Genomic DNA, 25,783 nt, shown 5'->3' on the forward strand with positions numbered 1-25,783 from the left:
CGAAGCAGGGCTCAGGACGTCGAGCCCAACTGCGTTTGAAGGTCGTTGGCGCGCTTGATGATGTACTGGTGGATCGCTTCGACGTCTTCAGGCTTGAGCGTGTCGCTGAAGCCCGGCATGCCCTTGGCGCGATACGCACCCGCGACGATGCCGGCGAACATCTCGTGCTTTTCCGGCGTCATGTAGCGCAGGTCGGGGATCACCGATCCCGCCAGCGCATTGGGGCCGTGGCACATGCCGCAATGGCCGTTGTACAGATCACGTCCTTGCGCCACGACGGCCTCGGTCGCGGTGACCGGCGGCTGCTTGGGCTGCGTTCGCGGCTCGTTCTTCGGCGGCGGTAGCGTGGCGGTGCCGCCGATCTTGTAGGTCAGCACGCGCGCTTCCGGCCGCACCTTGGCCGGCTCCGACAACGCACCGAGCGCCAACGGGAACGCACCGCCCCAGCCGGCTTCGACGGTGACGTACTGCTCGCCGTTGATCTCGTAGGTGACCGGACCGGCCATCACGCCCGTATTGGCCGGCGTTTCCCACAGCTTGCTGCCGGTTTTGGCGTCGTAGGCGACGAAGCGGCCATCGGCCGTGCCCTGAAACACCAGGTTGCCGGCGGTGCTCAGCGTGCCGCCGTTCCACACGGTGACATAGCTCTGGCGCCAGACTTCCTTCTGCGTGACCGGGTCCCAAGCGACCAGATGGCCCTTGTGCATGTCGGTGACGCCCTGCAGTGCCTTGGCATCGTTCTCGGGCAGTGCGATCGGTGTCGAGCCCATGTGCCACGTGCCCTTGCCGCTGAAGTCCTGCTTCGGGTCCGGCGTGAACAGTGCAACGGCTTCCTGCATCGGAATGTAGACCAGGCCGGTATCCGGGTTGAACGACATCGGCTGCCAGTTATGCGCACCGAGCGGACCTGGGCTGACCAGTGCCGGCTTGGTTGCCCAATCGGCTTCCGGATTTTCGACAGGGCGGCCGGTCTTCAGGTCAACGTGCGTCGCCCAATTGGCCGGCGCGAATTTCTCGGCCGAAATCAACTGACCATTGGCACGATCGATTACATAGAAGAAGCCGTTCTTCGGCGCTTGCATCAGCACCTTGCGCGTCGTGTCGCCGAACTTTAGATCGGCCAGGATGATGTGCTGCGTGGCGGTGTAGTCCCAGGTGTCGCCCGGCGTGGTCTGGTAATGCCAGACGTAGTCACCGGTGTCGGGCTTGATCGCGACGATCGACGACACGAACAGGTTGTCGCCACCGCCGGGGCTGCGTGATGCGCGGTTCCAGAACGAGCCATTGCCAGTGCCGACGTAGAGCAGATCGAGATCGGCGTCGTAGGCCATCGAGTCCCAGGCCGTGCCGCCGCCACCGCCGCCCTTGTCCCACCAGCGCGAGCCTTTCCATGTCGGCATCGCGATCTTCATCGCTTCGCTCTCAGGCGGCTTGGACGGATCACCCGGCACCGTGAAGAAGCGCCACAGCATCTTGCCGTCGGCGGCGTCGTAAGCGCTGATGTAGCCGCGCACGCCGAGCTCGGCACCGCCATTGCCGATGATGACCTTGCCTTTGATGATGCGCGGCGCACCGGTGACGGTATAGCTGCGCGAATGATCGACCACGGTGTCGACTTCCCACACCTTGGCGCCAGTGGCCGCGTCGAGCGCGATCAAGCGGCCGTCGTAGGCGCCCACGTAAACCTTGCCCTTCCACACGGCGACGCCGCGATTGGCCACGTCGCAGCAGCCGTCACGCGCCTTGTCGCGCGGCACTTGCGGGTCGAACTTCCACAGCTCTTTGCCGGTGACCGGGTCGAGCGCGCTGACGATCGAATAGGCATGGGTGACGAACATGATGCCGTCGACGACGATCGGCGTGCCTTCGGTGGCGCGGTCGACGTCGAGTCGGTAGCTCCAAGCCAAGCCGAGCTTGCCGACGTTTTCGTGATTGACCTTGGTCAGCGGGCTATAGCGCTGCTCGCTGTAGGTGCGACCGGTGCTCATCCAAGAGCCCGGCTCTTTGTCGGCCGCGATGATGCGCGCTGCATCGACACTGGCCGCGGGTGATGCAGCAGCAGCTGGCGCGGTGCTGGCTGCTGCGCTCTTATCTGGTGATGGCTTGCAGGCCACCATCGTCAGCAGCAGGCACGGCAAAGCCGCGGCGGCGAAACGGTTCATTCTCATTCTGGTTGTCTCCTCAAAGCCCCTGGTCACTGCGTTATAAACCCGCGATAGCCGTCGCGCGCCACCTGCTCACACAGCTGGCGATAATTACCTACACCGCCGATGTACGGCATGAAGATGCGCGGCTTGCCGCTGATGTTGGCGCCCATGTACCAAGTGTTGCCTTTGGGAAACAGCGTGCTGTGGGCCACCGCGTTAGCGTGGTCCACCCATTGGTCTTCAGCTTCGATGCTGGCTTCGATTTGGCGTTTGCCGTGCTTCGACAGATGATCGAGACAGCCGGCGATCCATTCGACGTGCTGCTCGATCGAGATCAGCATGTTGCTCAGTACCGACGGACTGCCCGGACCGGTGACGATGAACAGATTCGGGAAGCCCGCCGTCATCAAGCCCATCATCGTGCGCGGCCCTTCGGCCCACTTTGAGCGCAGCGTCTGGCCGCCCTTGCCGCGAATGTCGAGCGACATCAGCGCGCCGGTCATTGCATCGTAGCCGGTGGCAAACACCAGGCAATCGAGCGCTTCGAAGCCGCGCTCGGTTTCGATGCCCTTATCGGTGATGCGCTTGATCGGGTCCTTCTGCAGGTTCTTCAGCGTGACGTTGTCGCGATTGAAGGTTTCGTAGTAATTCGTATCGATGCACAAGCGCCGCGTGCCCGCGAACTGATCGCGCGGCACCATCTGCTCAGCCAGTTCCGGGTCCTTGATCCGCTCGCGTATCCGTGCGGCGAGAAACTCCTGTGCGGTCTTGTTGGCTTTTTCGTCGATCAGCACGTCGCCAAACGCCACCATCAGCGCAAACGGCCGGCCTTGGTCGTAGATGCGCTGATAAATCTGCGTGCGCTCGGCCTCGTCGAGGTCGAACGCCGATGCGGCATAAGTTTCGCCGGGGATGCCGACCATGTGGTGGCGCGCTTCATTGCGCAGTTCGTCGTAGTGCGCCTTGACCTGGCTGATCTGCTCGGGCGTCAGCTTGCGGTTGTGCGCCGGCAGGCTGTAGCTCGGCGTGCGCTGATAGACGTACAGATGATCGGCCTGCTCGGCGATGATCGGAATCGCCTGGATACCGGATGAGCCGGTGCCGACGACGCCGACGCGCTTGCCGCGAAAGTCCACCGGATCATGCGGCCAGCTCGACGTGTGGTAGACCTCGCCCTTGAACTGATCCAGACCCGGGATCGCCGGGTCTTTCGGTATCGTCAGGCAGCCAGTGGCCATTACGACGTACTGGGCCTTGACCGTCTGCTGGTCTTCAGTGGTGGCGGTCCAGCGGGTCGTGGTCTCGTCGTAATGGAGCGCCGTCAGCTTGGTATTGAACGAGATGTCGCGGCGCAGATCAAAGCGATCGGCGACATGATTGGCGTAGCGCAGGATTTCAGGCTGTGAGGCGTAGCGCTCCGACCAGTTCCATTCCTGCTCCAGCTCCTTGTCGAACGAGAACGAATACTCGACGCTCTCGACGTCGCAGCGCAGGCCCGGATAGCGGTTCCAGTACCAGGTGCCGCCGACCGACGGCCCCTTTTCGATGATCCGCGCCGACAGCCCCAAACGTCGACACTGGTACAGCATGTACATGCCCGACCAGCCCGCGCCGACGATCAGCACGTCGTAGGCAGATTCCGGAATTGATCTGATCTTTTCGTTGTTCATTGTTGGGTACCCGTGATCGAGTGGCGGCCGCAGCCGACCGGCGTGGACTGACATCCCGAGAGGACCAAACCAGACCGGCGCGCAAATCCGTCGCTCGCAAGCCCGCTTTCAGGTGACCGACTCTGAACGCGATGCGGGACTGGTTCTAATATCGTCAGCAGCCTTCATTGAGCCACTGCGCCTCTCTCAAGCCGATCGTATGAAAGGGGTGTGCGGTCGGCACTACCCAAAATGGGTAGGCACAGACACTGGGCGGCGACTCTATGCTGTGGTCGGGTCGCAGCACTGCGGCTCGCTTGCGTGCTGCGCCGCGCCGGTCGAGGACCGCGCGACAGCGCGCACCATTCAGGCTTCCCCGATGCATCACCCAGAGGATGCACGTCCACACGAGGAGACCCCGATGCACCCCACCGAACCGACTCTTGCGCAGAGCATCGACAGTGCACGCCGTTACCGGCTTGCCGATCTTTTGTGGCGCAGTGCAGCAAGAACGCCGAACAAGACGGCCTTGGTCTACAAAGGCCTGCGCCGCAGCTTTGCCGAGCTCGACACCGTGGTGAATCGCCTGGCCAATGCAATGACGCAGTGCGGCATCGGCCGCGGTGATCACGTCGCGCTGATTTCGCACAACAACGACGCCTTCGTGGTCACTCGCTTTGCGCTGGCGCGGCTCGGCGCCGTCGTGGTGCCGATCAACTTCATGCTCAATGCTGCCGAGATTGCCTTCATCGTCGATAACGCGGAAGCCAAGGGCATCGTTGTCGAAGACAGCCTTGCCGCCACCGCCGATGCGGCGCTGACTCAGGCGGGGCTGACGATGCGGATGAAACTGGTCATCGACGAAGCGGGCATCACGGTCGGCAATGACTGGCAGCCGATTGCCCGACTGATGCAGCATGCCGACGCCACGCCGCCCGATGTGGCGGTTGGCGACGATGATCCGGTACAGCTGCTGTACACCAGTGGCACCGAGTCGCGGCCCAAGGGCGCACTGCTGTCGGCGCGCTCGCTGTACTCGCATTACGCCAGCTGCATCGCCGGTGGCGAGATGAGCGCCAGCGACATCGAAGTCCATTCGATGCCGCTGTATCACTGCGCCCAGCTCGACTGCTTCTTGACGCCCGACTTGTATATCGGCGCGACCAGCATCGTGCTGCCGTCGCCGGAGCCGTCCGCGTTGCTCAAAACCATCGAGGACGAGCGCGCGACCAAGTTGTTCTGTCCGCCGACGGTATGGATCTCGCTGCTGCGCCATCCGGACTTCGACTGTCGTGATCTGAGCTCGTTGAAGAAGGGCTACTACGGCGCGTCGATCATGCCGATGGAGATCATCAAGGAAATCACCAGCCGTCTGCCGGGCATCCGCTTGTTCAACTTCTACGGACAGACCGAGATGTCGCCGGTGGCGACGATCCTTGGGCCCGATGAGCAGATGCACAAGCTCGGCTCGGCCGGCCGCGCGGCGCTGAACGTGGAAACCCGCGTCGTCGACGATCACGATCGGCCGGTGCCGGCCGGCGTCATCGGCGAGATCGTGCACCGCAGTCCGCATGCAACGCTCGGCTACTGGAAGAATCCCGAGAAAACAGCCGAAGCGTTCCGCAACGGCTGGTTTCACAGTGGCGACCTCGGGGTCTACGACGAAGACGGCTATCTGACCGTCGTCGACCGCAAGAAGGACATGATCAAGACCGGGGGCGAGAACGTCGCCAGCCGCGAAGTCGAGGAAGTGATCTTCCAGCATCCGGCCGTTGCCGAAGTGGCGGTGTTCGGCGTGCCGCATCCGCGCTGGATCGAGGCGGTGATGGCCGTCGTCGTGCTGCGCCCCGGCGCCGAGCTTCAGACCGATACGCTGATGGCGCACTGCCGCGACCGGCTTGCAGGCTACAAATCGCCCAAGCACGTCGCCATCGTCGACAAGCTGCCGAAGAACGCCAGCGGCAAGATCCTGAAGCGCGAACTGCGCGACCGTTTCGCGAGCGTCCACACCGACGCGGGTGCCAGCGCACCGGCCTGATCGCGGTATCGCTTGCACCGGCCCTGATGCCCGGCGGAAGCGCCGGGTAACTGGGCTATCATGCCGCGTTCAGTCGTCGCGACGATGCGACCAGGGAGCGGTAGATGCAGGAAGCGCATTTGTTCCAAGTGAGTCGGGACCGCTTGCTCGCGGACGACTCGCGGCCGGTGGTCGTGATCGAAGGGCCTTCCGGCTACGGCAAGACCTTGCTCGCGCAAGCCTGGCTCAAGCGGGCTGATGCACCGCAGTGCGGCATCTGGATCACGCTGGACGCCGAGTTGCGCGACCCGTCGGTCTTTCTTGAGCGACTCGCCGACGAGTTGATCGGCAAGCAGCCACAGGTCGAAGGCGGCGGCCTGGACGAATCATCGCTGCTCAGCAATCGCTTCTCGCGGATCACGGACCAGCTGTCGGACTCGGAGCATCCGATCCGGCTGGTGTTCGACGACGTGCACTTGGTCGCCGGTAGCGAGGCGGCAAACTACATCAGGCGCTTGCTGATGGCAGCCGGCGGTCCGTTGAAGATCCTGATCACGACGCAGCCGGTCGCGCTCGATATCGGACTTGCCGATCTGGTGGCCAAGTCAAAAGTGCAGTGGATCAGCTCCGATGCGCTGCGTCTGACCAAGCCGGAGATCGCGCAGCTTGCCCAGTGTCACGGCCACGAACTGAGCGAGCGTCAGGTCGAGTGGCTGGCGCAGTCCACCAATGGCTGGCCCGCGATCGTGCAGTTGGCGTTCGCGATCCCGATCGACAGTCTGCCGTTTGGCTCGGGGTCGACGGTTGCGATCCTCGGTCCGGTGCGTGACTACATTTACGAGAAGTTTTTGAACCGCCTGGAAACGCAGGAGCGCAAGCTGCTGTGGATGTTGTCCTGCGTAGGGCCGGCGCAGCGCTCGCTGTTCGAATCCATATTCTCGGCTCACGGCGACATGGAGCCGATCCTGCGCCATCTGGGAACGCTCGGCGTTCTGCAGGAGGTGGGCTCGGAGCGCAGCGATCCGAAGATCGTGCTGCATGGCTTGGTCCGCGAGACGGCCCTGCGTTTGTTCTCGGCCGAGTTCGACGCCGAAAAGTCCGGCACTGTACTGGCTGCCGCCACTTGGCTGCAGAATCACGGGCAGGGCCCTGCAGCCGTGCGGCTACTGCTGGAGCTCAATGCTGCCCATATCGATGTCGCACGTGAATGGCTGCTGCTGCTCGGTCCGGAAATGGTATTCGGCAGCGGTCATCATCAGACCTTCGTCACGCTGGTCAATCAGTGGGAACACATTGCGCAGCGCCGCGATCCCGCGCTGAACCGCTTTGCAACCTGGGCACTGATCTTTCGCCGGCGCTTCGTGCTGGCAGAAGAACGGATCGAGGACGATGCCGACAGCCGCTCCGGCAACGCGGGCGGCGAGGCGGCATTACAGCGATCGCTGATCAGCGCCCTTCGCGACGACTACGAGATCGGCGGTCTGCTGGCCCAGCAGTGGCTGCAGCGGGTCAGCATGACGTCGAGCCTGTTCTTCCAGGGCACCGCATGGGCGATTTTCGGCTTCCAGCAGAAGTGTTTGGGCGACATCGTCGGTGCCCAAGCATCGCTACGTCACTCGGCAACGGCCTTCGGCAAGTCAATGTCCGAGTACGGTTTGTCGTGGGTCCACATCGTCGGTGCGCTGGCACTGATCAAGCAAGGTCAGCACCGCGACGCACTGGCCGAAGTCGGACGCGGTCTGGATCATTGCCCTGACAATGCGGGCCTGGACGGCCAGCGCTCGATGCTGCTGGCAATCGAAGCCTTCATCCGGTACGAGCGCAATGATCTCGCCGTCGTGCGCGAAGTTCTGGCAACGGCGCTGACGTCGCTGCCGGACCAGGGCATCGTCGATACGATCATTCTCGGATTCTCGGCCGCCGCGCGAGCCCGCTATGCCGACGGCAATCTGGGTGCGGCGCTCGATCTGCTGTCGGAAGGCGAGCGCTGCGGTGATCAGCGCAACTTCCCGCGTCTGACGATCAGTCTGCGATCCGAGCGGGCGCTGTTGCTGCAACGCGCGGGTGCGCCCGAGCAGGCCGTCAGTGTTCTGCAATCGGCGATCAGTGCCACGGGCAGCGGCGCGATCCAAGGCCTGGTCACCGACCGAGCCGGACGCGTCAACGCACGCATCGCGATCGCCGACGGCCGCTTTGATATCGCCGTCGATCTGCTCAAACCGTTGATCGAGCATGCCCGCAAAGGCCGACAGCAATACAAGCTGTGCGAGTTGTTGATCCTGCTGAGCTTGGCACTGAGTCGCCAGAAGCACGACGTCGCAGCTGATGCGGCGCTCAAGGAAGCACTGGAACTCGGCAGCCTCGAAAACTACCAGCGCATCTTCATCGACGAAGGATCGGATCTATTGGCGCTGATCGGTCGCTGGCTCAAGAGCCAAGGTGCGATCACGCGGAACAAGATGGCGGCGACTTGGGCCGAAATCGTGGTCGGGACATCCGCTCGCCAGGATTTCAAGGAGCCGGTCATCATCGACGGCAGCAAGGTCGTGCTCAACAAGCGTGAGCGCCAACTGCTGCTGCTGATCGATCAGGGCCTGAGCAACTCCGAAATCGCAGCGCGTTGCTTCCTGGTCGAAGGTACCGTCAAGTGGCATCTGCACAATCTGTACGGCAAGCTCAATGTGCAGAGCCGTACGGCCGCGATCCACGCCGCTCGAGCCCTGGGCTTGCTGAGCCATCGCTAGCCCGATGACGAGGCGTGTACGGCTGGGCCCGTACACCAGCTCGGCAGAGCATCGATCGGGTGCAGCTTCGAAAGTAGTGGCGCGCCTTGATGATGCATAGGCGCGCCACGACGGGTATTGCGGATCGCCGATGCGGCGTCTGCATGCGACGGCATTACGCGGTCGCGACGTGACTCCGGTCCAGGAACTTGTCGAAGTGCGTGTTGCTGGACGCAATGCCGGACTCCGACAACACCATCCGACAGGCATCGATCATCGGCGGCGGGCCGCACAGGTATGCATGGTGCTCTCCGATACGAGGGCCCACCATCCGTACCAAATGCTGCGGAATGAATCCGCGCAACCCGGTCCATCCGGAGTTCTCGGGTTCGTCGGACAGCACGGGCACAAACTGGAAACGCGCCATCCACTGGTTCGCCAGCTTTTCGATGCGGCTCAAGCAATACAGGTCGCGCTGACTGCGCGCGCCAAAAAACAGTGTGACATCACGCGTGATCCGCTCGGCGCGCGCCTGCTCCAGCATCGCGATCACTGGCGCCAAACCACTGCCGCCTGCAATGGCAACGATCGGCGCAGAGCTCGGCCGCAGCCAGAAGTCGCCATAGGGACCGTGACCTTCGATCTCGTCACCGAGCTTGGCGCTCTTGAACAGCCAATCGGTGAACGCGCCGCCTGGAACATGGCGGATGAAGAACTCGACCGTCCCAACGGGTGAATCGATGCCGGGGGCACCAGCGAATGAATAGTTACGCGACTGACGCCCACCGGTCCCAGTGTCACTGTTGGACACATACAACTCGGCAAACTGCCCGGCGGTGTAGCGTGCCGGGTCTTTTAGACGACACTGAACACGCAGAATATCGTGCGTCATCTTGTCCAGTGCCGTGATGACGCCGGATGTATGGATCACCGGATGTGCCGATCGCGCCGCGATGTCGACTTCGACGGTGACATCGGTGAGCGGGACGCTCTGGCAGGCGAGAATATAGCCTTGCTTGAGTTCGTCGGTGCTCAGTACATAGCTTTTATCGGTCATCTCGCGAACGCGGCCTGACAGCAGCTTGCACTTGCACGAGCCGCATCCGCCGACTCGGCAGTTGTGAGGAAACGCGACCGCTTGATCGAGTGCGGCTTGAAGAATGGTGGTTTTTGTATTGGTCTTGAGGATCGCGCCCGACGGTGCGATCTCCAGGACATGCTCCGAACGGGAGCGTTGGAAGAAGCGTGCGAGCATTGGCGTCTCTTTGGATCAAAGACCGGGCCGACATCGCGCTGAATTCGCGCGTGTCGGCCGGTCGTCAGTGTGATGCTAGCCGTTCGACAGTCCGACGCTGGTGGCAGCGCTGCTGCCATAGTCCTGCGATCGGGTGGGCGCTTCGCGATGGGCCGTCGACCCGATGAAGGTCGGATCGCCGCTTTCGCGATTCTGACGCTCGATCAGAGGCCACTCGGCCGGCACGCTGAAGCGACGGTCCCAGTCCAACACTTTGGGGGTCATGATCTTGCGATACAGCGGCGGAACCAGCGCGATCAGAATCATCGTCACGTAGCCGAACGGCAGCATCGGTGCTTGCGGATAGGCACGCAGTTCCCAGAAAGGATCTTCACCCTTGGCATGGTGATGCGAGTGCCGCGGCAGGTTGTACAACATCCAGGTGCTCATCGCCTGGTTGCAGTTCCAGGAGTGGCGCGGCTCGACCGGTTCGCCGGGGACGCGTGCGATGCCGTAGTGCTCGATGAAGTTGACGACTTCGAGATAGAACTTGGCGTAGAACGCCAGGAAGAAGAACACCACGACGCCCGTTACGCCCGCCATGTAGCCAAACAAAGCGAACAGCGCCAGCGTCATCAGTTGGCCGCGGATCGCGCGATTCTTCCAGCTCAGCACCGCTTCGCCCTGGCGAATGAGACGCTCTTTCTCCAGCTTAAAGCCGTGGTAGAACTGCCCCAGCGTTGATGTGAACAAGAACTTGTAGACGTTCTGGCCACGACGTGCCGATGCCGGGTCTTCGCGAGTGGCGATATTGCGGTGATGACCGTAGACATGCTCGATCGAGAATGCGGTATCAAAGCTAAACGCCAGAAGCCAACGACCAACGAGCTGTGCCGACGGGCTCCAAGTACGGTGGGTCAACTCGTGCCCGACATTGGTGCCGATCAGCACGTAGCTCAGGCCCATACCGGCGAAGCCGAACCCAAGGTCCAGAACGGTGGTCGCCGACCGCGCCGCAAACATGTCGTAGCCGGTGTTTGCGAGGACGAAAGAGCCCAAGCCAAACGGGTCCGCGTCACCGAGATACCAGCTGTAGACGATGGTCATGCCGACCAGCAGCGGCAGCGACAGGAACAAGAAAAAGTCCAGTACGCGTGTCGATCGATATTCGCGCTCGTCGAGATCGTTGCCGAACAGAAAATCACCGCCGACCGAAACGGCGATCCAGAATGCGAAGCCTGCCATCATGTAGGCATCGCCGAGTCCAAGCAGAAACGTGAACGTCAAACCGATCAGCGTCATGCTGCAGTACTTCATATGCCGCACTATATTATTCATATCGTTCTCCTGTTGTATCCGCACCGAAAATATAGGCGCTGTATCTGCGAGAGTCGCCCAACCTTAGTAAGGACATATCGCCCGTAATGTCAGCGAGGTGAATCGATCGTCGCGTCGGTATCGGGTGTCGATGACATCGCATCAACGTCGACCACGGCGGGGTCGGTGTAAGAAGACGATGCTGACGATGTAGTGGTATCCGCCTCGATGATCTTGAGTTCGACTCGACGATTGAGTTCGCGCCCCTCATCGGTTGCGTTGTCGGCAATCGGGTGCGCAGCACCGTACCCGTGCGTCCTCATTCGATCACCGGTGATACCTTGAGACTGAAGATGATCCGCGACCGTTTGCGCGCGTCGCTTCGATAGATCGTCGTTATATGCGTCACTGCCAATGGCGTCGGTATGCCCGCCGACCTCGAAACGCAGCGACGGCAACCGTTGTAGCGACTCGGCGACGCCATCGAGCGTGGTCGTCGCAGTGGGCGTCAGCATCGCGCTGTCAAAGTTGAAGTTCACGCCACGCAACACGATCAGATCGCCGGTCGCACAGCCGGCAAGATCAGCCGCTTGGCCGGGCTCAGGCGAGCGACATACCGGTGGTGCGGGTGGCTCAACGGACGGTGCGGGCTCGCCGGTGTCAACGGGCATGACCACCACCGGCTCGGGCGCCGGAGCGGCAAGCCGGGGTGTGCTGCCCAATGGGATCAGCAGGCCGACGCTGACGACGATGTCGTTGAATGCCTTTCGACCGTTGCCAATGCTATCGCCGGTCCGTCGGTCGTTATGGGCATCGAGGCGCCATAGTCCCTGTAGACGGACGACGACGTCTTGAGAGGCGGCAGGCTTCCACAAGTAGCCCGCCCCAAGATTGAACAACGCGGTGCCGTAGCCGGCGTCATTGCCCGGATGAGAGCGAACGTCGCCGTAGCCAACCCCGATCAAGGCATAGCCCGGATTCGCAGTGGGGAAGAAAAGCCCGTTGGCCGTCAGCGTGCTCATCTTCATTGAGCGATCGTCTGACTCGCGTCGGTACACCTGGTATTGACCGCTGATCTCACCGAGCAAGCGATCGCCGATGAGACGACCGAACGATAACGATCCGCCGAATCCTGATTCGGTCTGCCGACCCGAGTCGGCAAACGTATAGCTGCTCATCGGCGATAAATAAGTTCGTGTGCCGAGCGCTGCGAACGCGTTGTACTCCGTCGTGGGTGCGATCTCCGCGGCAGCTGATGCCGTCGCCCAAATGCTGGCCGCGATCCATCCCATGTTCACCAATGCCTTCATCGGTTGTCCCCTCGCTGTTCTCGATATTCGACGGCTCACGGCCCTGTCGATGTCGGGCACATGATGCAGTCGGCATGTAGCGACGTTCTCAAGGCGTCGCTTACCTCACGTGATGCTCCGAGTAGTCCAATGCTTACAGCGCAGCGAGCTGTTTTAGCGGGAAGACCTGCGATCCGAGCAACGCGGTTCGCGATCCTCATGCAGTCTGCAACGCAGGGTCAACAAACTTTCGGAAGGTTATTCGCCGGCGGTGTGGTGTCGATTCGCACGTCGTACGAAACCCCATCCATTACCTACCAAAAGTACGGTGACACTGCCGGTGCTGACGAAGATGATTCGACGGCCGCATCCATTACAGCAGCACAAGCTGCGAGCGGCGTCAGTAGCAGATGACGATAGTTCATCGACTCCGCTGATCTCAGCGGGCATTAACAAGCGAATCGCCTAAAAGTGCGATCTGGAGGGGAGAGTGCTTCAAATGAATCGGGCGAACCGTCGCTCGGCGGCGGTCGCGTCGCTGCTGGTTATCTCGGCAGCCGTATCACCCACCGCTGTTAACGCACTGGGATTCACGATCCCTTTCGTCGGCGAAGATATTTCGGCGATTTCCAATACGACGGTGATCACCGGCGTTGCGATTCGAGCCGAACCTCAGCGTGAGCGCTCGATCGGAAAGAACGAGCTCAATCCCAACGTCTGCGGACGGACTGCGCAGGGCGCCGTGTTCTATCAGGAATGCCAAGGGCTTTTCCGCGATCAGATCTTTCCGTCGCAGCACTTGGCCGATGCGCCCGGCTCGTTCAGCAACAATTTCAGCCATGGCAACCTGAACTATCGCCAAGGTGACATCACTCAAGCGGCGCTTCGTATCAACGAAGACGTCACCATGGTGTGGAAGGGATGGACGCTGTTTGCAAAGGGTATCGGCTTCTACGACCCGGTGAACTACAACTTCACCGAGTACCACCCGAACCTGATCACCGAGGGCAATTATCGGCAGGTGGGTTATGTGTCCACCGGCGGCACCGAGATCGTCCGCACGGGCCAGAATCTCGGCGGATTGTCGGCGTTGGTGTCCGGCCTGGGCCTTCCACCGAATCTGGTCACCGGCTTGCTGGCCAACCCGCTTGCGATTCCCGGCTTGGGTGTTCGCACCGATTCAACGGCCTGTCCTCCCGAGCGTAATCCGACCGGTGGGCCGTGCGGCATCGTCTATGGTCCAGGCGGCGTGGTCTACAAAAAGCGCAACGACTCAAGGACGCTCAAGGAGATCGGTCTGGGTTTGCAGCTGCTGGATTTGAACGTTACTGGCAACGTCACGGTGCCGGTCATCGACAAGACGCTGCAGGTGCGCGTTGGGCGTCAGCAAGTGATCTGGGGCGAGTCGACGCTGCAGTTCTTCGACTCGATCAACGTCCTGAATCCGCCGAATCTCAACAACTTCTTCCGTATCGGCGGCAACGGTCTCGATGACTTCTATCAACCGTTAAACGCGGTGTCGCTGGCGATGACGCCGGCCGACGATATCAACGTATCGGCTTGGTACGCGCTGGAGTTCCAGCCGATCGAGCTGCCGGCCGAAGGTGGCTTCTATTCGCCGGTGAATCTGGGAACCAAGAACGAAGGCCCGGACTATCTGACGATCAGCTTCGCGAACCTGGCACCGGATGAATCGGGGAGGGGCACACTGCTCGACAGCCCGCTGACGCTGATCACGAACACCTCGTCGCGAGCCAGCCGGCTGCGTGACGAAAAGCCAAACCACGCCGATAACAATTTCGGCGTCAAGCTGACCTACACCGCCGACTGGCTCAACAACGGCACCAACCTCGGCTTCTACTTTGCCAACTATACGTCGCGCATCCCGATCGTCAGCATCTTCTCGGCGGATCAAGCGTGCTCGAAGAACACGACGAATACGGTCGAGTTTCTGCTGGCTTGCCCGAACATTCCGTTGCTGCATTCGCTCGGCAATCAGAATGATCCGGAAGGCGCGACTGACGACGCCTTCCCGCTCGATAGCATGAAGTTTCGGCTCGAGTATCCGAAGAGCGTCAAGATGCTGGGTTTCAGCTTCAACACCAGCTTCGGCGATGTGTCCTTGCAAGGTGAAGCGGCGTACCGGCCGAATGATCCGCTGCAGGTCGACATCGTTGATCTTGCGTTTGCCGGTCTCGGTCCGGTGTTCAACAACTGCCACCTCGCGCCTGGCTGCTCGGGTAGCACGACCGGTCTTGGAACTCAGCCGGACGGCAGCGTCGGCGTCTATGGCAACAGCAACTATCAGACGGCCAATGGTCCTGGTGCTTACAACGACACCTACGACCTGATCGTCGGCCAGCTGCCCGGCTCGGGACGGTCGTTCCCGAACTTCATCATCCCGTATCGCGGCGGCACGCTGGGAACCAACGCACCCAATGCTCGCATTCAGGGCTGGGAACGCTTCCAGACCTTGTCGCTGGACTTCGGTGCCACCTACGTCGAGGGCAACACGGACTTCGTGCCGCGCCTGATTGGTGCCGATCAAATCATTTGGTTGCCCGAAGTCGGATTTCGCGCGGTGCTGAACCTGCCTGATCAAGACAAACTGGCGCTCGCGGTACCCGGTACGTTCACCAGCCCGACGGCCGGTGCGGACGGCTCCGGTGCCGACGGATCACGCCAGGCGTGCTCGACCAACGTCGCATGCAACTACGGCCCTGATGGCTTGCGCTTCAACCCGCATCAAGCACCGCTGGGCCTGTATCCGACCAAGCTCTCCGGCGGTATCGGAGCGGTGGTGCTGATCCGGTGGGACGACATTCTGCCCAACATCAGTATCGATCCGCAGATCATCTTGAAGTACGACGTCTTCGGACACTCGCCAGGCTACCTGTCGAACTACGTGAAGGGACGCGTGCTGTGGGATACCAACATCGAGGTTCGATACGGATCGGAGTGGTCGTTCAACCTCGGCTATCAAATGTGGGCCGGCGGCGGCGACGCCAATCTGTTCCAGGACCGGGATACCGCGAGATTCTTCGTCAAGTACTCGTTTTAGCCCAACGCTGATTGTTCAAAAGCGACATCAAGGAGGAGCCTCAATCCATGAAAAATATGAAACGTCTGTCGATGTGTAGTGCCATGCTGCTTGCGCTCGTAGCGCAAGGGGCAATGGCGAAAGTCGGCGCCGACGAAGCCGCCAAGCTGGGTGGAGCGTTGACGCCGATTGGTGCCGAAAAGGCGGGCAACAAGGACGGGTCCATCCCGGCGTGGACTCCGGCACCGCAGAAAGGAAAGCTCAGCGGTGAGTTCGCGTCGGATGCGGCCATCGAGGCCGACAAGCCGATCGACACCATCACGGCTGCCAGCATCGCGAAGTACGGCGATCAGCTCAGCGAGGGCAGCAAGTACCTGCTGAAGACGTTCCCCAACTACAAGATGATCGTGTATCCGAGCCATCGGACGGTGTCTTGGCCGGACTTCATCTACAAGTCGACGGCCGCCAATGCCACGACCTGCGAGCTCAAGGGCACGGACGATCCTGATAACTGCGTTCAAGGATTCCCGTTCCCGATCCCGAAGTCGGGCGCCGAAGTGATCTGGAATCATCGTTTGAAGTGGCGCGGTGACACCGTGCGTCGCAACAACGACCAGCTCAATGTCGATGCATCGGGCCACGGTCAGACCGCGCAGTTGGTCGAAGACATCAGCTTCCTGTACGCGAACTCGGTGAACCCGGTTCCGCTGAAGGAGGGCAAGGGCCTGTTCTTGTACTACCTGTCGAAGATCATGTCGCCGGCTCGTACCGCCGGCACGATGATCTTGGTCAATGAGAGCGCCGGCGTTGGTGCATCCGGTCGTGCAGCTTGGCTCTACGCGCCGGCACTGAAGCGTATTCGCCGTGCGCCGGCCGTCTGCTGCGACAACCCCTACGAAGGCAGCGATGGTCAGCAGTTCTACGATCAGGTCGACATGTATAACGGCGTGCTAGAGCGCTATACGTGGAAGCTGGTCGGAAAGAAGGAAATGATCATCCCGTACAACAACTTCAAGATGTCGCGCGCCAAGTATGCGGAGATCGTGAATCCGAACTTCCCGAATCCGAACGTCGCTCGCTACGAGAAGCACCGCGTCTGGGTCGTCGAAGCGAATCTGGTGCCTGGCGAGCGTCACACCTATGCCAAGCGCACGCTGTATGTCGACGAAGATTCGTGGGACATCGTGATGATCGACTGCTACGACGCCAAGGGTGCGCTGTTCAACTTCCAGGAAGGCTTCCTGACGCCGCAGCCGAACGTGCAGACGGTGTTCACGGTGCCGGAAGTGATTCACCACTTCGACTCGGGTCGTTACTTCATGACCGCGCTGCAGGCTGAGGGCAAGCCCAACGACTACAGCGTCAAGTATCCCGACGGCTTCTTTACCGACAGCGCCGTGCAGCAGCGCGCCAGCAAGTAGTTGAAGCGACGCAGCGTGTCGACGAGGTGGTCGACACGCTGCTGATCGCGTCGGCATCGCATGGGTTGACGTGGCCACCATGGCCGGCGTCGGCCGGGTGTGCCCGCTGCACCGTCGAACGATCCGCCGCCTGACCTGCGGCGCGTGTCGGATCGGCTACCTCGACATCCTCATTCTTCCATTGTCAGTGCAGGCTTCACTGGAGTCGTTACGATGCATGCTGAGTCCAAAGGGTGGTTTTCGACCCTGTTCGTCAAGCTGACCGAGCCGCTGATTTTTTCGAAGCGGCCATTGACGCTGACGGTACTGACGTTGATGACGGTCTTTCTCGGATACCAGGCGCTGAATCTGCGCCTTGATGCGGGCTTCGAGAAGCAGCTGCCCAAGGGGCATCCGTACATCCAGGTTCTCAAGAAGTACCAAGATCAGTTTGGCGGTGGCAACAGTGTGTTGCTCGCCGTCAGCCAGAAGCCGGGTAAGGGCGACATCTACCAAGGCCGTTTTCTGGAATCGTTGAAAGCGGCGACGGACGCGGTGTTCTACACGCCGGGCGTCGACCGTACCCGTATCAGCTCGCTGTACACGCCCAACGTTCGCTTCCTTGAAGCCGTCGAAGGCGGATTCCGCGGCGGCAATGTGATCCCGTCGGGCTTCACGCCGAATGAGGCATCGCTGGCGATGGTCAAGGACAATGTCAGCAAGGCCTCGATCATCGGCCGGCTGGTGTCCAACGATCAACGCTCGGCCATGGTGGTGTCGGAGCTGGTCGACAAGGACCCGCGGACGCATCGTCAGCTCGACTACATCGAGACGGCGCACCGCTTCGAAACGATCCGTAGCCGCTTGCTCAAGCCCACGCTCTACGAGCTCAAGCTCAAGGAAGACTACAGGGGTATCAAGAGCGGTACGCTGGTGGCAACCGTCTACGACGATCCCCGCGGCGCCTTCAGCCGATTCAAGCGCTACACCACGAGCGTCCGCAACAGCGACGGCGACGTCACCGAGCACAAGGTGCCGGCGTCCAAGCTGCAGGTGTTTGCGTCGGACAACCCCGAGTTCAATCCGGATATCGATGTCGAGATCATCGGCTTCTCGAAGGTCATCGGTGATGTTGCGGATGCTGCACTGCAGGTCACTGGCTTCTTCGTGCTGTCGGTGGTTCTGGTATGGCTGGTGCTGTCGTACTACATGGGCTCATTGGTGGTGTCGCTGTATCCGCTGAGCTGTGGCGTGCTGGCCGTGATCTGGGAGCTGGGCATTCTGCACTTGGCCGGCTACGGTCTGGACCCGTTCGCGATTCTGGTGCCGTTCCTGGTGCTGGCGATCAGTGTCTCGCATGGTATTCAGATCACCAGCTTCTGGCTGCTGGAAGTGGCCGACCATGGCTTGGATAGCTTCGCGGCGTCGCGTGCTACGTATCGCCGCTTGGTCATCCCCGGCATTACCGCCTTGGTCACCAACATCATCGGCTTCGGCACGATATTGCTGATCCCGATCGGCATCGTGCAGGAGATGGCGATCAATGCGATGTTCGGCTTGCTGGCCGTGATCATCTGCAAAAAGATTCTGCTGCCCTGTCTGCTGTCGTACGCCACGATCAAAGATCCGCAGCGCTTCCGCGACTTTCAGAAGCAGCGCGACGCCAAGCTCAAGCCGATCTGGAATGGCCTGGCGGTGCTGACCAATCGGCCGATTGCGCTGTCGATCCTGGGCGGCTTCGGCCTGCTGTGGCTGGCATCGGGATTCGTCGCCCGTGATCTGCAAGTGGGCGAGTTGCATGCCGGTGTGCCGGCGTTGAAGCCAGACTCACGCTACAACCTGGATTCGGATTTCATCTCGAACAATTATGCGATCGGTGTCGACATCCTGCAGGTTTACGCAGCGACCAAGACCAACGGCTGCATCGACTATGACGTGATGAACCGGATCAATCGGTTCGGCTGGTACATGCAGAACACCCCGGGCGTGGTGTCGACCACGTCGCTGGCGGGCCTCGATAAGGTGGTCTGGGGTCAATACAACGAGAACAACCCACGTTGGCAGCAGCTGCCGCGCTCGCCGGACGGCTTGATTCTCGCCGGCCAGCAGTTCACGACGTCCACGGGCCTGCTCAACGACGATTGCAGCGTGATGCCGATGTACATCTTCACGGCGGATCACAAAGCCACGACGATCGATCAGGTCATCGAGTCCATCAAGCGCTTCGACACCGACGGGCGCGCGCCTGCCGATCTCAAGCTGGAGCTCGCAGGCGGCAACGTCGGTGTGATGGCGGCGACCAACGATGTGATCAAGAAGACCGAGTTCACGGTGTTGTTCTGGCTGTACCTGGCGATCTCGGTCTGCGTCATCGCCTCGTTCCAGAGCATTGCCGGCTTGATCTGCGTCGTCGTTCCGCTCGCTGCGGTATCGGTGATGACCTACGCGATCATGGTGTTCCTGGGTATCGGCCAGACCGTGGCGACGCTCCCGGTTGCCGCATTTGCTGCCGGTATCGGCGTGGACTACGGCATCTACATCTACAGCGTGCTGGAAGAGAACGTGATGTCCAAGGGTATGCCGCTGCGTCAGGCCTACGCCGATACGCTGCATCAGACCGGCAAGGCGGTGATCGTCACTGCGTTCGCGCTGTCGGCGAGCGTGGCGACCTGGATGCTGTCGGGTCTGCAGTTCCAGATCGACATGGGCATTCTGCTGACGATCATGTTCATGGCCAATGCCTTTGCCGCGCTGCTGATGCTGCCGGCGTTCGCATCGATCCTGATGAAGAGTCAGCCGATTCCTGTGTTTGCGCGTGCCTGAGCTGCACGCCTTCGTCGCCATTCGTACTCGTCAATGCGCTGCCATCGAACAGAGGCCACCATGATTGTTCCAACCAAGCTGTCCCTCGTAGCCGGGCTGTCCTTGCTGGTCGCCACGGCCGCCGCCGCCGTCGACATTGCGTCCACCGACGGCGGCGCGGCGGCTCCAGCGTCGCCAGCGGCCACGATTCCCGCACTGGCAACGGCTCATGCCGAAAAGGGCTTATTGCTGAGCGTGGCTCGCGCCGGAGACCATCTGCTGGCCGTCGGCGGCAACGGCGTCATCGTCACCTCGCGCGATGGCGCGTCTTGGTCGCAGGTGCTGACGCCGATCGATCTGACGCTGACCGGCATTGCCTTCGGTGACGCCAACAACGGCTGGGCTGTCGGCCACGATGCGCTGATCCTGCATACCCGCGACGCCGGGCAGCACTGGGAGATCCAGCACTACGAGCCCGATTTGAATGCGCCGTTCTTCGCGGTGATCGCCACCAGTCGCGATCATGCGGTGGCGGTCGGTGCATTCGGCTTGATGCGGCAGACCACCGATGGCGGCAAGACCTGGACGGCGCTAGAACCCGCGCAGGTCGTCGACGAGAAATACCACTTGAACGCTGCGACGCGGCTGCCGGGTGACCGTATCGCGGTAGCGGGCGAGCGCGGCCTCGTTGCGTTCCAGACCTCGGCAACCGAATGGGCTCGCTCGACCACGCCGTACGACGGATCGTTCTTCGGCATCCTGCCCTGGGGTGATGCCGGCGCGATCGCGTACGGCATGCGCGGCAACGTATTCGCGACCGACGATCTGGCCAAAGGCGCATGGCGCAAGATCGACGTCGGCACGCTGGGCAGCCTGTTCGGTGGCGAAGTGCTGCCGGGCGGCGCCGTGGCGCTGGTCGGTGCCGACGGCCAGATGATCCAAGTCTCGCGCAGCGGCGCATCGCAGCCGTTGGCACCGAGCATCAACGTTGCCGGCAAGTCGAGCAGCCTCGCTGGCGCCGTGGTCGACGGCAACGCGCTGATCGTCGCCGGCGAGCTGGGCGTGTACTCGGTGCCGCTGCGCTGACCGGGCCACACCTGATGCCTCCTGCCGCCCGCAACGCCGCGAACCCAGGCGAAGCAGTCGACCGCGGCTGATCGATGCCACAAAAAAGCCCCCAGCAAGCTGGGGGCTTTTTGTTTGAGCGCGCATCGACGGGTAGTCGATGCGGCCGCTCACGTTGCTGCTGAACTCAATCCCAGTTCAACGCTCCACCCGTCTGGTACTCGGTGACGCGCGTTTCGAAGAAGTTCTTCTCCTTCTTCAGGTCGATCACTTCGCTCATCCACGGGAACGGGTTTTCGGCGCCGGGGTAGATTTCCTTCAGGCCGATCTGGTTGCAGCGACGGTTGGCGATGTACTGCATGTACTCGTTGAACATGCTGGCGTTCAGGCCGAGCACGCCGCGCGGCATCGTGTCGTGGGCGTAGCGGATTTCCAGTTCGGTGGCTTCGACGATCATGCGCCGGGCTTCTTCCTGGAACTCGGCCGTCCACAGATGCGGGTTTTCGATCTTGATCTGGTTGATCACGTCGATGCCGAAGTTCATATGCATGGCTTCGTCACGCATGATGTACTGGATCTGCTCGGACGCACCGACCATCTTGTTGCGGCGGCCGAAGCTCAGCAGCTGCACGAAGCCGACGTAGAAGAAGATGCCTTCGAACACCACGTAGAACGCGATCATGTCGCGCAGCAGACGCTGGTCCATCTCCGGCGTGCCGGTGTGGAAGTTTTCGTCGGCCAAGCTCTGCGTGTACGGCAGGCTCCATGCGGCCTTGTCGTGGATCGACGGCACTTCGCGGTACATGTTGAACACTTCGGCTTCGTCCAGGCCGAGGCTTTCGATGATGTACTGGTAGGCGTGCGTGTGGATCGCTTCTTCAAACGCCTGGCGCAGGATGTACTGGCGGCATTCCGGGTTGGTGATGTGCTTGTAGACCGCGAGCACCAGGTTGTTGGCGACCAGACTGTCGGCGGTGCTGAAGAAGCCCAGCGAGCGCTTGATGATCATGCGCTCGTCATCGGTCAGGCCGTTCGGGTCCTGCCACAGCGCGATGTCGGCGCTCATGCCGACTTCCTGCGGCATCCAGTGGTTGTTACAGGCGGCCAGGTACTTTTCCCAAGCCCACTTGTACTTGAACGGCACCAACTGGTTGAGGTCGGCGCGGCAGTTGATGATCTTCTTGTCGTCGACCTGGATGCGCTTGGCACCCATCGTCAGATCTTCCAGGCCGGTGAAGCCGGCGTCTTTCGGTGCGGCGTTCATGACGACAGCCGGCGACGGTTTGTAGGAGGCCGATGCAGCGGGCATGGCAGCAGCACGAGCGGCTTGCAGGCCGAGGTCGGGCTTGGTGGCGGTCTGAGGGGCATCATCCCAATCCAGCATGGTGTCGTTCCTTTGTTTTAGTGGGCTCTGCCGGCAAAAGGTTTCAAGCCTTTGCAGGGCGTGGCCGCGAGGGTTATGACGTGGGCTGTAGTAGGTGCCGCCGGGTACTGCTTGGCGGTCACTCGGGCCTTCAGCTGCGTGCCGCTAGGGTGCTCCCGAGCCGGGGCAACGTCAAGAAGAAAATGCGCTGCAAACACTAGTAGTAGTGAGCGTACGGTCGCCCCACCACTAAATGTAGTGTTTACCCACATTCGGGCAACAGCTTATCCACACCCTGTGCAGCACTGTGGCGGTAGCGGGTTGCCGCTACGTGTGCCGGGCGGTTCAGCTTGTATTCGCTGCGGGCATGGCTGCTATGGCGACGGCGGGTCTTCTGCAGTACCCGCTGCGGGCTCAGCCTTGAGTCTGCCCCCGACTTGATCGAATGGACGCGCCGATGCCGGCCTTGCCCGAATTGCCCGTTTTGCACCCGACCGCCGCCGTGCCGTCACCGCATCTGCGGATCGCCAGCGGCAGCCTGTCGCAGGTGCCGGAGCGTGGCGCGCTGCTGCTGTGCCTGCCGTCCGACACGGCTGCCTCTACATCGCTGCGGGCTTTGCTGCACCAGCGCCGGCCGGACCTGCTCGATGGCACCGCGCCTTCGCTGACGCAGGCGGCGGCGATAGCGCACCTCGCCGCCGGTGGTGCGCTGCTGTGCTGTATTGCCACGCCGCGCCGCGCGTGGGTGCTGCGGCGCCGCAGCGGGGTCGATCTGCCTGGGCTGCTGGCAGCGCAGACGGTGCCGGTGCAGCCGCTGCGGCTCGACCGGCCGGCGTCGTGGTCGCCGCGTCGGCCGACGCTGCTGCATCTCGGCGACGTTTTACCCGCGGCCGAATTGGCGCGGATCGATCTTGCGGCGCAGGGCGCCTACTTGCGGCTGCTGTGTCAGGCGCTCGGCGGCAGCAGCGCCGTGGCACCCGAGCAACGGCCGCTGGCGCCCTTGGCCGCCCCGGTCGCCGCCGAACGCCTGGCGGCCGAAATCGACGCGCTGTCGGCGTCTTGTTGCCTGCTGCGTCAAGGCGAGTTCGCGGTGTACTGCGCGCCGGCGGCGCCGATCCCCGGCGTGCTCGACGAGATCGGCCGGCTGCGTGAGCTGAGCTTTCGCGCCGTGCAGGAGGGCAGCGGCTTGCCCGCGGACCTTGATCGCTACGACGCGCACTATCAGCACCTGTGGCTATGGCATGCGCCAAGCCGGCAGATCATTGGTGCGTACCGCCTGGGCTTCACGGCAACGCTGGCGGCGCCGCAGGCCTTGTACACGCACAGCTTGTTCGACTACGACCAGCGCCTGCTGGCGCGGATCGGCCCGTCGCTGGAGCTGGGCCGCTCGTTCGTGCGGCCCGAGTGGCAGCGCAGCTTTCGAGCGCTGCGGCTGCTGTGGAGCGGCATCGTTCAGGTGCTCGACGCGCATCCGCAACTGCAGTACCTGTTCGGGCCGGTCAGCATCAGCGGCGGCTACAGCGCGCTGAGTCGCAAGCTGATGGAGCTGGCGCTGACGCGGCATCACGGTGAGCGCAGCCTGCAATCACTGGTGCGGCCGCGCACACCGGCACGCTACGCGGCGGGCGACCGCGTCACGCCGACAGTGGCCGCTGCGCTGGCCGAGCCGGCGCTGCTGTCGCGCGCCGTGTCGCGGGTCGGCAGCGGCGCCGGCCTGCCGGTGTTACTGCGCCATTATCTGGAGCTGCGCGGGCGCTTTGCGGGCTTCAATGTCGACGCCGACTTCGGCGGCACGCTCGACGGCTTGGTGTTCGTCGCGGTGGCCGACATCCCGCCGCGCATCCGCGCCAAGTTCAGTGCGTCGTCGGCGTCGTCCGACGACGCCTAGCCCGGCGCTGCTGCGCAGGGCAGGGCGTTGATCGCATCGGTGACCCGCTGCGGCTGCTGCCACAGCACGAAATGCCCCTGGTCGGCGACGCGCTCCACACGCAACCACGCGGCGGGTGCGCGCTGCTCGACGTAGTCGGCGGTTCGCGGATCGACCAGTTCGTCGCGCTCACCTTGGATCGCGATCAGAGGCCGATGCAGCGAGGGCCAGGCGGCGTCGAGCCGCATCAGCTCGGACTGCAGCGGCAGCATCTCGTCGTTGGACCATTGCATTTCGTCCGGCGCGAGCCAGCGCCCCAACCAGGACGCCGCAAGGCGGTTGTACCAGCGCGGCGCTTCCAGCGCTGGTGCCAGTGAGCCGGCGACCATCACGCCGCCGCAAACCTGCTCCGCGTGGCGCAGCGCAATCCAGGCCACCAGCGGCCCGCCGAGCGAATGGCCGACCAGCACGGTGGGGCGCTGCGGTTCAAGCACGCGCATCGCGGCGGCGATGTGATCGGCCTGCTGCTGCAGGTCGGTGATCACGGCGCCGGGCATCGACCCGCCGAACCCGGGGCGGTCGAACGCGTAGCGCGTGCCGCTGCCGGCCAGCGCGGTGCTGTCGAGATAGCGCGCCCACGCTGTCCAGTCTCCGGGTGAGCCGTGGATGAAGAACAGCGGCGTGCCATCGGCGCGGCCCGGCATCACGGCGACGCGCAAGGGGCGGCCGTCGATGTCGATCGAACGCAGTTCCGGGCGCGGCGGTTGTGGATACAGCCGCTCGATATCGCCGCGTGGATACGGTGGGCCGATGCAAGCCGCGAGCGCCAGCGTCAGCGCGACGATCGAGACGGCAGGGCGCATCACAACGCGGCGGACTGCAGCGCGCGCACGCAGGGCTCCAAGCCCATCTCGGCGACCGCTTCGCCATTCAGGCAGGGGTCGCGGCTGAATGCGTCGACGACGAAGTCGATGAATGCGCGCGTTCGCGCCGGCAAGAAGCCCTTGGCGGGATAGATCAGATGCACGGGCAAGGCTTGGATCGGCCAGGCTTCGAGCAGGCAGCTCAAGCGTCCGTCGTGCAGCTCGTCGGCAAACAGCCAGGTGGGCGCAACGACGATGCCCAACCCCGACAGCACGGCGCTGCGCAGGCCGTCGGGGCTGTCGACGCGCAAGTTGCCTTGCGGGCGAATACTGTCGTTACCGAACTGCCAGATCGGCCCGGTGCTGTTGCGTGTGAACAAGATGCAGTTGTGCTGCAGCAGATCGGCAGGTGTCTGCGGTGTGCCGTGCCGCTGCAGATACTCGGGGCTGGCGGCGCAGCACAGTGCATAGGTCGCGACCAGTCGCGCGCGATAGCTGGAATCCTGCAGCTTGCCGATCCGGAATGCGATGTCGAGACCTTCTTCGATCAGGTCCAGATCGCGATTGCTGAACATCAGGTCGATGCTGACGTCTGGATGCTGTTCGGTGAACGGCTTGATCAGCGGCATCACGCGATGCCGCGCCAGTGCGGCGGGGCAGGCGACGCGCAGCAGCCCGGCGGCGGCTTGCTGGCCGCGCGCGCCGGATTCGGCTTCGGCCACGGCGTCGAGAATGCGCCGGCATTCAGCGTAGTAGCTTTCGCCTTCGGACGTCAGCGACATCTTGCGGCTGGATCGGTGCAGCAGGCGCACACCGAGATGATCTTCGAGCGCGGCGATGTTTTTGCTGACGGTGGGTTGCGTCGTCGCCAATTCGCGGGCCACAGCCGAAAAGCTGCCCGTCTCTACGGCACGCACGTAACACTGCATCAGGGTAAAGCGGTCCATGTCGCTACTGTAGCCGGGAAGCCGCGCTTTCGAATCATTCCGTTTGCGCATCCTTGCTAT

15 protein-coding genes are annotated in these 25,783 nt (G+C 62.5%); 7 read left to right on the forward strand and 8 right to left on the reverse strand.

The window, feature by feature from the left end; all coding sequences use genetic code 11:
- Positions 1 to 11: 11 nt before the first annotated feature.
- Both BUB09_RS13915 and BUB09_RS13920 read right to left on the reverse strand, forming a co-directional pair.
- Positions 12 to 2,162: a PQQ-dependent dehydrogenase, methanol/ethanol family gene (locus BUB09_RS13915; protein WP_436232914.1), complete on the reverse strand. Its 2,151-nt coding sequence runs from the start codon at positions 2,160 to 2,162 to the stop codon at positions 12 to 14.
- A 32-nt stretch (positions 2,163 to 2,194) separates the two neighbouring features.
- Positions 2,195 to 3,817: a flavin-containing monooxygenase gene (locus BUB09_RS13920; RefSeq protein ID WP_072898436.1), complete on the reverse strand. Its 1,623-nt coding sequence runs from the start codon at positions 3,815 to 3,817 to the stop codon at positions 2,195 to 2,197.
- A 400-nt stretch (positions 3,818 to 4,217) separates the two neighbouring features.
- On the opposite strand from BUB09_RS13920, the gene BUB09_RS13925 reads away from it, so the two are divergent.
- Together BUB09_RS13925 and BUB09_RS13930 are read left to right on the forward strand one after the other, a co-directional pair.
- Positions 4,218 to 5,834, forward strand: a complete 1,617-nt coding sequence (locus tag BUB09_RS13925; protein ID WP_072898438.1) for a fatty acyl-CoA synthetase — start codon at positions 4,218 to 4,220, stop codon at positions 5,832 to 5,834.
- 104 nt (positions 5,835 to 5,938) lie between these two features.
- Positions 5,939 to 8,557: a LuxR C-terminal-related transcriptional regulator gene (locus BUB09_RS13930; protein WP_072898440.1), complete on the forward strand. Its 2,619-nt coding sequence runs from the start codon at positions 5,939 to 5,941 to the stop codon at positions 8,555 to 8,557.
- A 154-nt stretch (positions 8,558 to 8,711) separates the two neighbouring features.
- On the opposite strand, the gene BUB09_RS13935 is transcribed toward BUB09_RS13930, so the two are convergent.
- From BUB09_RS13935 to BUB09_RS13945, 3 genes are all read right to left on the reverse strand, one after another.
- On the reverse strand, positions 8,712 to 9,791 hold the full coding sequence (locus tag BUB09_RS13935; RefSeq protein ID WP_072898442.1) for a 2Fe-2S iron-sulfur cluster-binding protein: 1,080 nt from the start codon (positions 9,789 to 9,791) through the stop codon (positions 8,712 to 8,714).
- Between the two features lie 75 nt (positions 9,792 to 9,866).
- Positions 9,867 to 11,108, reverse strand: coding sequence for an alkane 1-monooxygenase (locus BUB09_RS13940; protein ID WP_084083452.1), 1,242 nt, complete (start codon positions 11,106 to 11,108; stop codon positions 9,867 to 9,869).
- A gap of 89 nt (positions 11,109 to 11,197) precedes the next feature.
- Positions 11,198 to 12,457 carry an OmpA family protein gene (locus BUB09_RS13945; RefSeq protein WP_139250294.1) on the reverse strand — a complete coding sequence of 420 codons (1,260 nt, stop codon included), beginning with the start codon at positions 12,455 to 12,457 and terminating at the stop codon, positions 11,198 to 11,200.
- Positions 12,458 to 12,875: 418 nt separating this feature from the next.
- On the opposite strand from BUB09_RS13945, the gene BUB09_RS13950 reads away from it, so the two are divergent.
- From BUB09_RS13950 to BUB09_RS13965, 4 genes are all read left to right on the forward strand, one after another.
- Complete coding sequence (locus BUB09_RS13950; protein ID WP_072898448.1) at positions 12,876 to 15,437, forward strand: DUF1302 domain-containing protein; 2,562 nt, start codon at positions 12,876 to 12,878, stop codon at positions 15,435 to 15,437.
- A gap of 47 nt (positions 15,438 to 15,484) precedes the next feature.
- A complete protein-coding gene (locus BUB09_RS13955) occupies positions 15,485 to 16,837 on the forward strand; it encodes a DUF1329 domain-containing protein (protein WP_072898450.1) in 1,353 nt (450 codons plus the stop codon).
- A gap of 213 nt (positions 16,838 to 17,050) precedes the next feature.
- The gene (locus BUB09_RS13960) at positions 17,051 to 19,639 is read left to right on the forward strand and encodes an efflux RND transporter permease subunit (RefSeq protein WP_072898452.1); all 2,589 of its coding nucleotides are present in this window, start codon (positions 17,051 to 17,053) and stop codon (positions 19,637 to 19,639) included.
- Positions 19,640 to 19,699: 60 nt separating this feature from the next.
- On the forward strand, positions 19,700 to 20,704 hold the full coding sequence (locus tag BUB09_RS13965) for a WD40/YVTN/BNR-like repeat-containing protein (protein ID WP_072898454.1): 1,005 nt from the start codon (positions 19,700 to 19,702) through the stop codon (positions 20,702 to 20,704).
- A 166-nt stretch (positions 20,705 to 20,870) separates the two neighbouring features.
- On the opposite strand, the gene BUB09_RS13970 is transcribed toward BUB09_RS13965, so the two are convergent.
- The gene (locus BUB09_RS13970; RefSeq protein WP_072898456.1) at positions 20,871 to 22,067 is read right to left on the reverse strand and encodes a ribonucleotide-diphosphate reductase subunit beta; all 1,197 of its coding nucleotides are present in this window, start codon (positions 22,065 to 22,067) and stop codon (positions 20,871 to 20,873) included.
- 424 nt (positions 22,068 to 22,491) lie between these two features.
- Here BUB09_RS13970 and BUB09_RS13975 point away from each other — a divergent pair, with 424 nt between their 5' ends.
- Positions 22,492 to 23,934, forward strand: a complete 1,443-nt coding sequence (locus BUB09_RS13975) for a GNAT family N-acetyltransferase (protein ID WP_072898458.1) — start codon at positions 22,492 to 22,494, stop codon at positions 23,932 to 23,934.
- Here the strand turns inward: BUB09_RS13975 and BUB09_RS13980 are convergent.
- Positions 23,931 to 24,776, reverse strand: a complete 846-nt coding sequence (locus tag BUB09_RS13980) for an alpha/beta fold hydrolase (RefSeq protein ID WP_072898467.1) — start codon at positions 24,774 to 24,776, stop codon at positions 23,931 to 23,933. The two genes, BUB09_RS13975 and BUB09_RS13980, sit on opposite strands and share 4 nt — an antisense overlap.
- Positions 24,776 to 25,723, reverse strand: a complete 948-nt coding sequence (locus BUB09_RS13985) for a LysR family transcriptional regulator (RefSeq protein ID WP_072898469.1) — start codon at positions 25,721 to 25,723, stop codon at positions 24,776 to 24,778. The genes BUB09_RS13980 and BUB09_RS13985 overlap by 1 nt, the downstream gene beginning before the upstream one ends.
- Between the last annotated feature and the right edge of the window lie 60 nt (positions 25,724 to 25,783).

It is taken from the genome of Hydrocarboniphaga daqingensis, assembly GCF_900129825.1.
Lineage (GTDB): Bacteria > Pseudomonadota > Gammaproteobacteria > Nevskiales > Nevskiaceae > Hydrocarboniphaga > Hydrocarboniphaga daqingensis.